Here is a 13,585-nt window from a genome sequence, read left to right as displayed (position 1 = left end):
AAAGGAGCATGAATGTGACTGCGCTAAACCTGATTCCAGGCCAACTGAGCCTCGCCCAACTGCGGGCCATCTACCAGCAGCCGGTAACCCTCAGTCTGGATGACAGCGCCTCGGCCCAGATCGAAGCCAGTGTCGCCTGCGTGGAGCAGATTCTCGCCGAGAACCGCACCGCCTATGGCATCAACACCGGTTTCGGCCTGCTGGCTTCGACCCGCATCGCCAGCGAAGATCTGGAAAACCTCCAGCGTTCGCTGGTGCTGTCCCACGCCGCCGGCGTCGGTGAGCCGATCAGCGATGCGCTGGTGCGGCTGGTCATGGTGCTCAAGGTCAACAGCCTGAGCCGCGGGTTCTCCGGGATTCGTCGGCAAGTGATCGACGCGCTGATCGCGCTGATCAACGCCGAGGTGTACCCGCATATCCCACTCAAGGGTTCGGTCGGTGCTTCCGGCGATCTGGCGCCATTGGCGCATATGTCGCTGGTGCTGCTCGGCGAAGGCAAGGCGCGCTACAAGGGTGAATGGCTGGAGGCGACCGCCGCGCTGAAAGTCGCCGGCCTGACCCCGTTGACCCTGGCCGCCAAGGAAGGCCTGGCGCTGCTCAACGGCACCCAGGTGTCCACCGCGTATGCCCTGCGTGGCCTGTTCGAGGGTGAAGACCTGTTCGCCGGCGCGCTGGCGTGCGGTACGCTCACCGTGGAAGCCGTGCTGGGTTCGCGCTCGCCGTTCGACGCGCGCATTCACGCCGCCCGTGGCCAGCGTGGGCAGATCGACTCGGCAGCGGCTTATCGCGACCTGCTGGGTGAAAGCAGCCAGGTCTCCCAGTCGCACCAGAACTGCGACAAGGTGCAAGACCCATACTCCCTGCGTTGCCAGCCACAAGTCATGGGCGCGTGCCTGACCCAGTTCCGCCAGGCCGCCGAAGTGCTGGTGATCGAAGCCAACGCCGTGTCGGACAACCCCTTGGTATTTGCCGCTGAAGGCGATGTGATTTCCGGCGGTAACTTCCACGCTGAACCAGTGGCCATGGCCGCTGACAACATGGCGCTGGCCATCGCTGAAATCGGCTCGCTGAGCGAACGCCGTATCTCGCTGATGATGGACAAGCACATGTCGCAACTGCCGCCGTTCCTGGTGGGCAACGGCGGGGTCAACTCCGGCTTCATGATCGCCCAGGTGACTGCCGCCGCACTCGCCAGCGAGAACAAGGCGCTGGCGCATCCGCACAGCGTGGATAGCCTGCCGACGTCCGCCAACCAGGAAGACCACGTGTCGATGGCCCCCGCAGCCGGCAAGCGCCTGTGGGAAATGGCCGAAAACACCCGTGGCATCCTCGCCGTGGAATGGCTGGCAGCCGCCCAAGGCCTGGACCTGCGTGAAGGCTTGAAAACCTCGCCGAAGCTGGAAAAAGCGCGTGGCATCCTGCGCGACAAAGTGGCGTTCTACGACAAGGACCGCTTCTTCGCCCCGGACATCATCGCCGCCACCGACCTGCTCGCCAGCCGCTGCTTGAATGAACTGGTGCCAGCCAAGCTGTTGCCAAGTCTGTAACTGCTCGTTCCCACGCGCTGCGTGGGAATGCCGCCCTGGACGCTCTGCGTCTGCTTTTAGAGCCGTGACGCGGAGCGTCATAGGATGCGTTCCCACGCAGGGCGTGGGAACGATCTTCTCTTCATAAGAATAATTAGGGACGAGAAATGCACCAGCAAGAAAAAGGTTTGAAACGCGGGCTATCAGCCCGACATATTCGCTTCATGGCACTGGGGTCGGCGATCGGCACCGGGCTGTTCTACGGCTCCGCCTCTGCCATCCAGATGGCGGGCCCCGCCGTGCTGCTGGCCTACCTGATCGGCGGCGCCGCGGTGTTCATGGTCATGCGCGCCCTCGGTGAAATGGCTGTGCACAACCCCGTGGCCGGCTCCTTCGGCCAGTACGCCAGCACCTACCTGGGCCCCATGGCCGGTTTTATCCTCGGCTGGACCTACGCCTTTGAAATGATCATCGTCTGCCTCGCCGACGTCACCGCCTTCGGCATCTACATGGGCTTCTGGTTTCCCGAGGTTGCGCGCTGGGTCTGGGTGCTCGGCATCGTGTTTCTGATCGGCGGCCTGAACCTGTGCAACGTCAAAGTGTTTGGCGAGATGGAGTTCTGGCTGTCGTTGCTCAAGGTCGGCGCCATCGTGGCGATGATCCTCGGTGGCTTCGGCATCATGCTGTTCGGCATCCATTCGGCGGGCGAAACGCACGCCAGCGGGATCAGCAACCTGTGGGCCCACGGCGGTTTCATGCCCAACGGCATCGGCGGCCTGATCGCCTCGTTCGCGGTGGTGATGTTCGCGTTTGGCGGCATCGAAATCATCGGTATCACTGCCGGTGAAGCCAAGGACCCGCAGCGCGTGATCCCCAAGGCGATCAATGCCGTGCCGCTGCGCATCCTGTTGTTCTACGTGCTGACCTTGTTCGTGCTGATGGCGATCTACCCGTGGCCGCAGATCGGCAGCCAGGGCAGCCCGTTCGTGCAGATTTTCAGCAACCTGGGCATCGGTTCGGCGGCGACTATTCTCAATATCGTGGTGATCTCGGCGGCGGTGTCGGCGATCAACAGCGACATCTTCGGCGCCGGGCGCATGATGTACGGCCTGGCCCAGCAAGGGCAGGCGCCCAAGGGCTTTGCGCAATTGTCCAGGCACGGTGTGCCATGGATGACCGTGGTGGTGATGGGGGCGGCGCTGCTCGGCGGCGTGGTGCTCAACTACCTGATTCCCGAAAACGTGTTCCTGCTGATCGCCTCGATTGCCACCTTTGCCACCGTGTGGGTGTGGCTGATGATCCTGTTTACCCAAGTCGCCATGCGCCGCTCCATGACCCGGGAGCAGGTGGCCGACTTGAAATTTCCGGTACCGTTCTGGCCCTACGCGCCGGCCGCGGCCATCGTGTTCATGCTGTTCGTGTTTGGCGTGCTGGGTTATTTCCCGGACACCCAGGCAGCCTTGCTGGTCGGGGCGGTGTGGATCGTGTTGCTGGTCGTTGCCTACCTGCTGTGGGTCAAGCCCGCTGCCGGGCAGGCGGCCAAGGTCCATTACGACCCGGCTTTGTCTCATCGATAACTTAGGGAGGCGTTGATGAAAACGCTTTGGCAACACTGCCACGTCGCAACCATGGCCGGCGGCAAATACTCGATCATCGAGGATGCCGCCATGGTGACCGCCGATTCGCTCATCGAGTGGATCGGCCCCCGCAGCCAGGTGCCGAGCGCGGATTACGCGCAAGTGCATGACCTGCAAGGCGCGTGGGTCACCCCCGGGCTGATCGACTGCCACACCCATACCGTGTTCGGTGGCAATCGCAGCGGCGAGTTCGAGCAGCGCCTCCAAGGCGTGAGCTACGCCGAGATCGCGGCCCAGGGCGGCGGGATTGCCAGCACCGTGCGTGCCACGCGTGCTGCCAGCGAGGACGAGCTGTTTGCCAGCGCCGAAAAGCGCCTGCGCAGTCTGTTGCGCGATGGCGTCACCACGGTAGAGATCAAGTCCGGCTACGGGCTGGACCTGGTCAACGAACGCAAGATGCTGCGCGTGGCGCGGCGCCTCGGTGAAGCGCTGCCGGTCAGCGTGCGGGCCACGTGCCTGGCGGCTCATGCGTTGCCGCCGGAATACAAGGATCGCGCCGACGACTACATCGAACATATCTGCAGCGAGATGTTGCCGGCGCTGGCGGCGCAGGGGCTGGTGGATGCGGTCGACGCGTTCTGCGAATACCTGGCGTTTTCCCCGGCGCAGGTAGAGCGCGTGTTCAAGGTCGCCCAGCAACTCGGGCTGCCGGTGAAGCTGCACGCCGAGCAACTGTCCTCCTTGCATGGCTCCAGCCTGGCGGCGCGTTACCACGCGTTGTCGGCCGATCACCTGGAATTCATGACCGAAGCAGACGCCATCGCCATGGCCGCCGCCGGCACCGTCGCCGTGTTGCTGCCAGGGGCGTTCTACTTCCTGCGTGAAACCCAGTTGCCGCCGATGGAGGCGCTGCGCAAGCACGGTGTGAAAATCGCCATCGCCAGCGACCTCAACCCTGGCACCTCGCCGGCGTTGTCGGTGCGCCTGATGCTGAACATGGCCTGCACGCTGTTCCGCATGACCCCGGAAGAAGCCCTGGCCGGCGCCACCCAACATGCGGCCACCGCCCTCGGGATGGGCGACACCCATGGCTCGCTGGAGGTGGGCAAAGTCGCCGATTTCGTCGCCTGGCAGATCGATCGTCCCGCTGACCTGGCCTACTGGCTGGGCGGCGAGTTGGATAAACGCGTCGTGCGCCATGGCGTCGACGTCACCGTATGAGGAGTGCTGCTGTGGATAAGGTTCTCAATTTCAAACAAGGCCGTGTGCCGCTGCTGATCAGCATGCCCCACGCCGGCCTGCGCCTGACGCCTGCGGTGGAAGCGGGCCTGATCCCGGAGGCGCAAAGCCTGCCGGACACCGACTGGCATATCCCTACGCTGTATGACTTTGCCGAGGAACTGGGCGCCAGCACCTTGTCGGCCGAATACTCGCGATTTGTCATCGACTTGAACCGGCCTTCAGACGACAAACCCTTGTACGCCGGCGCCACCACTGGTCTGTACCCGGCGACCCTGTTCGATGGCGTGCCGTTGTTCCGCGAAGGCCTGGAGCCAAGCGAGGCCGAGCGTGCCAGCTATCTGCAGAAGATCTGGGGCCCGTATCACCGCGCCCTGCAAGAAGAACTGGCGCGGCTCAAGGCCGAGTTCGGCTACGCATTGCTGTTCGATGCGCACTCGATCCGTTCGGTGATCCCGCACCTGTTCGACGGCAAGCTGCCGGACTTCAACCTCGGCACCTTCAACGGCGCGGCCTGCGACCCTGAGCTGGCGAGCCGGTTGGAAGCCATCTGCGCCGCGCATCCGCAGTACACCCACGTGCTCAACGGGCGCTTCAAAGGCGGGCATATCACTCGGCACTACGGCGACCCGGCGCAGGATATCCACGCCGTGCAGCTGGAGTTGTGCCAGAGCGCCTATATGGAAGAGTTTGAGCCGTTCCGTTATCGGCCTGACCTGGCCGAGCCGACGCGGGTGGTATTGAAGCAGTTGCTGGAAGGGTTGTTGGCCTGGGGGCAGCAGCACTACCGGTAGTTTTCGCTGCTGCTGCAACAGCTTTCGCGAGCAAGCCCGCTCCCACGCTTGACCGAGTTCCAACATGAGCGTGCGGTCTGAATGTGGGCGCGGGCTTGCTCGCGAAGGGGTCCTCACAGTCGCCCCAGTGCAACTGCCGGTCGCCCCAGTTCGTGTGGACAGTGTTCTCGCTGGGTAAGGTTGTGGGTACGGCGCACCAGACGCCACTCCCCACAATAAAGCTGCCGAGTGAGACCTCTTTCATGAAAAGACTGTTCACCCGTTACCTGTTGACGCTTACCGGCGCCGCGCTGCTCAGTGCGCACGCCATGGCGGCTGAACCCGCCTCGTGCAAAACCGTGCGCATGGGCGTGGTCAGCTGGACCGACGTGGTCGCCACCTCGGGCATGGCCGATGTGCTGCTCAATGGCCTGGGCTACGACAGCAAACAGACCAGCGCCGTGCAGCAGATCATCTTTGCCGGCATCCGCGACAAACGCCTGGATATCTTCCTCGGCTACTGGAAGCCGGCGATGGACAACAATATCGCGCCGTTCCTGGCCGCCAAGCAGGTCAAGGTCTTCGACACGCCCAGCCTGGCCGACGCCCAGGCTACCTTGGCCGTGCCGCAATACGTGGCCGATGCCGGCTTGAAAACCTTCGCCGATATTGCCCGCTTCAAGGACCAGCTCGGCGGCAAGATCTATGGCATCGAGCCCGGCAGCGGCGCCAATACCGATATCCAGAAAATGATCGACACCAACCACTTCGGCCTGGGCGACTTCAAGCTGGTGGCTTCCGGTGAAGCTGGCATGCTCGCCGCCGTGCAGCGGGCGGTGAATCGCAAGGAGTTCGTGGTGTTTGTCGGCTGGACGCCGCACCCGATGAACATCAACATGAAAATGGCCTACCTCACCGGCAGCGAAGACGTGTTCGGCGCCAATGAGGGCCGTGCCACGGTGTCCACCGTCACCGCCCCGGATTTCGCCGAGCACTGCCCCAACGCCAACCACCTGCTGGAAAACCTGACCTTCACCGCCGCCCAGGAAAGCCAGTTGATGGTGCCGATCATGGCGCGCCAGTCGCCGCAGGACGTGGCCAAGCAGTGGTTGCGCGACCATCCGGAGGACTTGCAGCGCTGGCTGGCCGGGGTGACTGCATTTGATGGCAGCGATGGCGTGGCGTCCGTACAAGCCACGCTGAAACCCTGAGCCGGGCTCGGTAGATCAAACAATACACAGCAAATGTGGGAGCGGGCTTGCTCGCGAATGCGATAGGCCAGTCAACTCATCAGGCGACTGATACACCGCATGCGCGAGCAAGCCCGCTCCCACAGGTGGATCTCCATTGTCAGGGATATTTGCGCATGTACCCGATTTCTCCGCAGATGGCAGCCTTCGTCGCCAGGACTGAGTCCTTCACCAGCGACGATTCCTCCCTGGCTGGGCTGCGCCAAAACTACGACCGCATGTGCCAGGTGTTCACCCCACCCGTGCCTGAAGGGTTGACGGTCAAGGACTTCTCCCTCGGCGGCGTCGGTGTACGCAGCTACGTGCCGACGACGCCCACGCCGGCGCAGGGCTGGCCCTGTCTTCTATATATGCACGGCGGCGGCTGGGTGGTTGGCGGGCTGGATTCCCATGACTTCATCTGTTTCGAGCTGGCCAGCGCGTTGCAGGTGCTGGTGATCGCCATCGACTACCGCCTGGCGCCGGAACACCCGTTTCCGGCGGCCTATGAGGATTGCCGCGCGGTGTGGCAGGCGCTCCAGGCGAGGGCGGCACCGTATGCCATCGACCCCCAACGCCTGGCGGTGATCGGCGACAGTGCCGGCGGCAACCTGGCGGCGGCGCTGTGCCTGGGTTTGCGCGACGACGGGCAACCGCTGCCCCGGGCCCAGGTGTTGATCTACCCCGGCCTGGGTGGCCCGGCCGATTTGCCCTCGCGCCGCGATTGCATGGACGCGCCGCTGCTCAGCACCGCCGACACCGATTGCTACCTGGCACTTTACCTGCGCGGCGCGGGCAAGCCGTCGGCCTATGCGATGCCGCTGCTGGCCAGGGATTTCAGCGGCTTGCCCAAGGCACTGGTCGCCGTGGCCGAGTTCGACCCGCTGCGCGACGATGGCATGCTTTACGCCGAACGCCTGCAACAGTCAGGCGTGGCCGCCGTGCTGTACCCCGGCAAAGGCCTGGTCCATGGCTGTTTGCGCGCGCGTGGCCAGGTGCCGGAAGTCGACCGGCTGTACGGCTATCTGTTGGACTACCTCAGGAGCGAAGGGCTGACACAGGTCTAAGTGCTCAAGGACATGCTCATTGCACAATTCGGGTTTATAGTGCCAGACGGCAAAATAAAAGACGTCCCCCCAGGGATGAACCCGACCCCCTACGGAGCGCGCAATGCAGACTTGGTACCCGCAGATCAAACCCTACGCCCGGCACGATCTGGCCGTCGATGACACCCACACGCTGTACGTCGATGAAAGTGGCTCCCCCGAGGGCTTGCCCGTTGTCTTCATTCATGGCGGCCCCGGCGCCGGTTGCGACGCCCAGAGCCGCTGCTATTTTGACCCGAACCTGTACCGCATCGTCACCTTTGACCAGCGCGGCTGCGGGCGCTCCACGCCACGCGCCAGCCTGGAAAACAACACCACCTGGGACCTGGTCGCCGACCTCGAGCGCATCCGCGAACACCTGGGCATCGACAAATGGGTGCTGTTCGGCGGTTCCTGGGGGTCGACCCTGGCGCTGGCCTACGCGCAAACCCACCCCGAGCGTGTGCATGGCCTGATCGTGCGCGGCATCTTCCTGGCCCGCCCGCAGGATATCCACTGGTTCTACCAGGAGGGCGCGAGCCGCCTGTTCCCGGACTACTGGCAGGACTACATCGCGCCGATCCCGGCCGATGAGCGTCATGACATGATCACGGCCTACCACAAGCGCCTGACCGGCAACGACCAGATCGCCCAGATGCACGCGGCCAAGGCCTGGTCCGGCTGGGAAGGGCGCATGCTCGGCCTGTGCCCGAGCCCGCAGCATGTGGAGCGTTTTTCCGAGCCGCAGCGTGCGCTGTCGATTGCGCGCATCGAGTGCCACTACTTCACCAACAACTCCTTCCTGGAACCCAACCAGCTGATTCGCGACATGCACAAGATCGCCCATCTGCCTGGCGTAATCATTCATGGGCGCTACGATATGATCTGCCCGCTGGATAACGCCTGGGAGCTGCACCAGGCCTGGCCCAACAGCGAACTGCAGGTGATCCGCGAGGCGGGCCATGCCGCGTCCGAGCCGGGTATTACCGATGCGCTGGTGCGTGCGACCGCCGAAATGGCACGCCGCCTGCTTGATCTGCCGCCAGAAGAAGCATGAAGGGCCTGTTGCAACGGGTGCGTGGCGCCCGCGTCGAAGTAGACGGCGAAATCGTCGGGGCGATTGACCAGGGTTTGCTGGTGCTGGTGGCCGTCGAGCCGTCGGATACGCCCGAAAGTGCCGATAAGCTGCTGCACAAGCTGCTTAACTACCGTGTGTTCAGCGACGACGAGGGCAAGATGAACCTGTCGTTGAAGGACATCGGCGGTGGTTTGCTGCTGGTGTCGCAGTTCACGCTGGCGGCGGACACCAAAAGCGGGCTGCGGCCAAGCTTCTCCACGGCGGCACCGCCCGCCCTGGGAGCGGCGCTATTTGATCACTTGCTGTTACAAGCGCAACAATTGCATGGCAAGGTGGCGTCGGGGCGTTTTGGTGCCGATATGCAGGTGCATTTGGTCAATGATGGCCCTGTGACCTTCCTCTTACAGACATGAATGTATTAAAAACGACTTTAATGCCTAAAAACGCAGGGTTTCGCTACAAATACTTCGTTGTCCCTGATGCGTTGTCTCGCGGGCTACTAGATAATCGCGCGCTACGGGGATCAGCGTTGTTTGGTCCATTTTTGACTTAGGTAGAGACTTGTCCGATCGCCATTGGGGAATCATTTTGACCCAGGGGAGTCGGAACAATGCTCGCCAACCTGGCATATAGATAGCTGGCCGTTGGTTTTTTGATCTGTTTTCGGCGAGGGTTGCTCGTGATTGTTAGTCCCTGTAATGCACCAAAATTGTCTGCCAAACGGTTACGAAACGCACTGGTGACGGGCTCTGCCCTGTTTTGCCTGTTCGGCGCGGGTCAACTGTGGGCATTCAGTCTGGATGATGTGTCGGCCAAGGCAAAAGAGCTGGCCGGGCAGAAATACGAAGCTCCGCGCAGCAATCTGCCGAACGAATTCCGCGAAATGAAATTCGCTGACTACCAAAAGATTCGTTTCCGCAACGAAAAAGCCGAGTGGGCCGATCAGAACACCCCGTTCAAGCTGTCCTTCTATCACCAGGGTATGCATTTCGATACACCGGTGAAAATCAACGAAGTCACTGCCGACAGCGTCCAGGAAATCAAATACGACCCGACGCGCTTCGATTTCGGCGACGTCAAGTTTGATCCCAAGGCCACCGAACAGCTGGGTTATGCCGGTTTCCGCGTGCTGTACCCGATCAACAAGGGCGACAAGCAAGACGAAATCATGACCATGCTCGGCGCCAGCTACTTCCGCGTCGTGGGCAAGGACCAGGTCTACGGCCTGTCTGCCCGTGGCATGGCGATTGATACCGCGCTGCCGTCCGGTGAAGAATTCCCGCGTTTCACCGAGTTCTGGATCGAGCGCCCGAAGCCGGGTGACAAGCACCTGGTGATCTTCGCCCTGCTCGACTCGCCACGTGCCACCGGCGCCTACCGCTTGATCCTGCGTCCGGGTACCGACACCGTGGTCGACGTCAAATCCCAGATGTTCCTGCGCGACAAGGTCAGCAAGCTGGGCGTTGCCCCGTTGACCTCGATGTTCCTGTTCGGCGCCAACCAGCCGTCCAAGGTCCTCAACTACCGTCGCGAGCTGCACGATTCCAGCGGCCTGTCGATCCATGCCGGTAACGGCGAGTGGATCTGGCGCCCACTGAACAACCCTAAACACCTGTCGGTCAGCAACTTCACCGTCGAGAACCCGCGTGGGTTCGGCCTGCTGCAGCGTGGTCGCAACTTCAGCCACTACGAAGACCTGGACGACAACTACGACAAGCGCCCAAGCGCCTGGATCGAGCCTGAAGGCGACTGGGGCAAGGGTTCCGTCGACCTGGTAGAGATCCCGACCGCCGACGAGACCAACGACAACATCGTGGCGTTCTGGAGCCCGGCCGAATTGCCGGAAGTCGGCAAGCCGCTGGATGTTGCCTATCGCCTGCACTGGACGCTGGACGACGCCGCGTTCCACTCGCCGGACAGCGCCTGGGTCAAGCAGACCCTGCGTTCCACCGGTGATGTGAAGCAATCGAACCTGATCCGCCAGCCGGATGGCAGCGTTGCCTACCTGGTCGACTTCGAAGGTCCGTCCCTGAAAAAACTGCTGCCGGACGCCCCGGTGCGCAGCCAGGTGAGCGTGGGTGACAACGCTGAAATCGTGGAAAACAGCGTGCGTTACAACGAGCACACCAAAGGCTGGCGCCTGACCCTGCGCATGAAGATCAAGGACGCAGGCAAGCCGACCGAAATGCGCGCCGCACTGGTGCAAGACATCGTGCAGCCGGAGCCGGAGCAGGTTTCGACGCAAGTGCTCAAGGCTGACAAGGTCCTGGCCAAGCAGCACGAGAAACAGGCCAAGAAAGACGCGAAAGACAAGGAAGCCAAGCAGCCAGAAGCTGCCCCAGCCACGCCGGAGCCGATCAAGACCGAGCAAGTCCTGACCGAAACCTGGAGCTATCAGTTGCCTGCCGATGAGTAATTCTCAAGTCCAGCCAGAGACTCTCTCCGAGTATCTGGCGCATCTCCCGATGACCGCTGAGCAGCGCGCCGAACTGGCGGGCTGCACATCCTTCACCGAGCTGCACGAGCGCTTGTCGTCGTCGACGTTCGATGCGCCGGTCGATGCCGCCCAGGCGTCGGTCGGCCGCCGGCTGACCCTGAACACGGCCGAAGAGCTGCAAGACGCCGAAATGCTCGCGCTCGACGCCAACGGTCGCGTGTGCCTCAAGGCCACGCCGCCGATTCGCCGTACCAAGGTCGTGCCTGAGCCATGGCGCACCAATATCCTGGTACGTGGCTGGCGGCGCCTGACCGGTCGCACCAACCCGCCGAAGCCGCCGAAAGACGAGCGTGTGTTGCCGGCTGCGCGCTGGCGTACCGTCGGTTCGATCCGCCGCTACATCCTGCTGGTGCTGATGCTCGGCCAGACCATCGTCGCCGGCTGGTACATGAAAGGCATCATGCCGTACCAGGGCTGGTCGCTGGTCGACTTCGACGAGATCCGCAACCAGACCCTGCTGCAAACCGCCACCCAGGTACTGCCTTACGCCCTGCAAACCAGCATCCTGATCATGTTCGGGATCTTGTTCTGCTGGGTTTCGGCCGGTTTCTGGACTGCGCTGATGGGCTTCCTGGAGTTGCTCACCGGCCACGACAAATACCGGATCTCCGGTAAAAGTGCCGGCGACGAGCCGATCCCGAAAGATGCGCGCACCGCGTTGGTGATGCCGATCTGCAACGAAGACGTGCCGCGTGTGTTTGCGGGGCTGCGCGCGACGTTCGAGTCGGTGGCCGCCACCGGCGACCTGGATCGCTTCGACTTCTTCGTGCTCAGCGACAGTAATGACGCCGACATCTGCATCGCCGAGCAGCAAGCCTGGCTCGACGTGTGCCGCGAAGCCGGCGGCTTCGGCAAGATCTTCTATCGCCGCCGTCGCCGTCGCGTCAAACGCAAGAGCGGCAACCTCGACGACTTCTGCCGTCGTTGGGGCGGTGACTACAAGTACATGGTAGTCCTCGACGCCGACAGCGTGATGAGCGGCGAATGCCTGACCAGTCTGGTCCGCCTGATGGAAGCCACGCCGGATGCCGGGATTATCCAGACCGCGCCGCGTGCGTCGGGCATGGACACCCTGTATGCACGCATGCAGCAGTTTGCCACCCGCGTCTACGGCCCGCTGTTCACTGCCGGCCTGCACTTCTGGCAGCTGGGTGAATCCCACTACTGGGGTCACAACGCAATCATCCGCATGAAGCCGTTTATCGAGCACTGCGCCCTCGCGCCGTTGCCGGGCAAGGGTGCGTTTGCCGGTGCGATTCTCTCCCACGACTTCGTCGAAGCCGCGCTGATGCGCCGTGCCGGCTGGGGCGTGTGGATTGCCTACGACCTGCCGGGCAGCTACGAAGAGTTGCCGCCGAACCTGCTCGACGAACTCAAGCGTGACCGTCGCTGGTGCCACGGCAACCTGATGAACTTCCGCCTGTTCCTCGTCAAAGGCATGCACCCGGTGCACCGCGCGGTGTTCCTGACCGGTGTGATGTCTTATCTGTCGGCCCCGTTGTGGTTCTTCTTCCTGGTGTTGTCCACCGCGTTGCTGGCGGTCAACACCCTGATGGAGCCGCAGTACTTCATGGCGCCACGCCAGTTGTACCCGCTGTGGCCGCAATGGCATCCGGACAAGGCGGTGGCGCTGTTCTCCACCACCATCGTGCTGCTGTTCCTGCCCAAGTTGCTGAGCATCATCCTGATCTGGGCCAAGGGCGCGAAAGAGTTCGGCGGCAAGTTCAAGGTGACTTTGTCGATGCTGCTGGAGATGTTGTTCTCCATGCTGCTGGCCCCGGTGCGGATGATTTTCCACACGCGTTTCGTACTTGCCGCGTTCCTCGGCTGGGCCGCGACCTGGAATTCGCCGCAGCGTGACGACGACTCCACCCCCTGGAGCGAGGCGGTCAAGCGCCACGGCCCGCAAACCGTGCTCGGCTTCCTGTGGGCGCTGCTGGTGGTGTGGTTGAACCCAAGTTTCCTGTGGTGGCTGATCCCGATCGTCGGTTCGCTGATGCTGTCGATCCCGGTGTCGGTGATTTCCAGCCGGGTCAAGCTGGGCCTCAAGTCGCGTGACGAGAGCCTGTTCCTGATCCCTGAGGAATACAATCCGCCGCAAGCCCTGCTGTCGACCGAGAAGTACACCCACGAAAACCGTTGGCACGCACTCAACGACGGCTTCGTGCGTTCGGTGGTCGACCCGCAGCAGAACGCCCTGGCCTGCGCCCTGGCGACCTCGCGGCACCGTGAAGCGGAGCCGATCGAGTACGTGCGTGTCGAGCGTGTGCGTCATGCGTTGAAAGTCGGCCCTGCCGGCCTCAACAATGCCGAGCGCCTGGCCTTGCTCAGTGATCCGGTAGCCCTGGCCCGCCTGCACGAGCAGGTCTGGAGCGAAGGGCATCCCGAGTGGCTCGCCGCCTGGCGTGACTCGATCAAGGCCGATCCGCACGCGCCGTTGCTGCCGCTCCAACCGCTGTCGTCCCAGGCCCAACCGGCCTGATTCAGACGCCCCCGAGGGTTCTCCTCGGGGGTGTTCGAGACGCGTGTCCTACAGTATTTCGACCCTCTTCCGTATCTCTCTAACTCCTTGTTATTTCGA

9 protein-coding genes and 1 pseudogene are annotated in these 13,585 nt (G+C 62.9%); all 10 read left to right on the top strand.

Annotation, left to right across the window (positions count from 1 at the left end):
- Positions 1-8 precede the first annotated feature (8 nt).
- Positions 9-1,547: a histidine ammonia-lyase gene (gene hutH / locus AC07OJ_RS19630; RefSeq protein WP_495095015.1), complete on the top strand. Its 1,539-nt coding sequence runs from the start codon at positions 9-11 to the stop codon at positions 1,545-1,547.
- A gap of 146 nt (positions 1,548-1,693) precedes the next feature.
- On the top strand, positions 1,694-3,103 hold the full coding sequence (locus AC07OJ_RS19625; RefSeq protein WP_495095014.1) for an amino acid permease: 1,410 nt from the start codon (positions 1,694-1,696) through the stop codon (positions 3,101-3,103).
- 15 nt (positions 3,104-3,118) lie between these two features.
- Positions 3,119-4,324, top strand: coding sequence for an imidazolonepropionase (hutI, locus tag AC07OJ_RS19620; RefSeq protein ID WP_495095013.1), 1,206 nt, complete (start codon positions 3,119-3,121; stop codon positions 4,322-4,324).
- 11 nt (positions 4,325-4,335) lie between these two features.
- A complete protein-coding gene (hutG, locus tag AC07OJ_RS19615; RefSeq protein WP_065899855.1) occupies positions 4,336-5,136 on the top strand; it encodes an N-formylglutamate deformylase in 801 nt (266 codons plus the stop codon).
- Between the two features lie 242 nt (positions 5,137-5,378).
- The gene (choX, locus tag AC07OJ_RS19610; RefSeq protein WP_065899857.1) at positions 5,379-6,326 is read left to right on the top strand and encodes a choline ABC transporter substrate-binding protein; all 948 of its coding nucleotides are present in this window, start codon (positions 5,379-5,381) and stop codon (positions 6,324-6,326) included.
- A gap of 155 nt (positions 6,327-6,481) precedes the next feature.
- The gene (locus AC07OJ_RS19605) at positions 6,482-7,411 is read left to right on the top strand and encodes an alpha/beta hydrolase (protein WP_495095012.1); all 930 of its coding nucleotides are present in this window, start codon (positions 6,482-6,484) and stop codon (positions 7,409-7,411) included.
- Positions 7,412-7,514: 103 nt separating this feature from the next.
- A complete protein-coding gene (gene pip, locus AC07OJ_RS19600; RefSeq protein WP_065899862.1) occupies positions 7,515-8,486 on the top strand; it encodes a prolyl aminopeptidase in 972 nt (323 codons plus the stop codon).
- Positions 8,483-8,920, top strand: a complete 438-nt coding sequence (dtd, locus tag AC07OJ_RS19595; protein WP_106805386.1) for a D-aminoacyl-tRNA deacylase — start codon at positions 8,483-8,485, stop codon at positions 8,918-8,920. The genes pip and dtd overlap by 4 nt, the downstream gene beginning before the upstream one ends.
- Before the next feature lie 323 nt (positions 8,921-9,243).
- Positions 9,244-10,923 (top strand): glucan biosynthesis protein G, encoded by a 1,680-nt coding sequence (locus AC07OJ_RS19590; protein WP_207200698.1) that lies wholly within the window; start codon positions 9,244-9,246, stop codon positions 10,921-10,923.
- A pseudogene (mdoH, locus tag AC07OJ_RS19585) lies at positions 10,916-13,488 on the top strand (glucans biosynthesis glucosyltransferase MdoH); the annotation flags it as partial. The gene AC07OJ_RS19590 and the pseudogene mdoH, both read left to right, overlap by 8 nt.
- Between the last annotated feature and the right edge of the window lie 97 nt (positions 13,489-13,585).

The sequence above is a fragment of the Pseudomonas sp. GW821-FHT09C08 genome (assembly GCF_059418125.1).
Note: the sequence above shows the minus strand (reverse complement) of the source record. Positions and strands in the feature narration are given on the sequence as shown.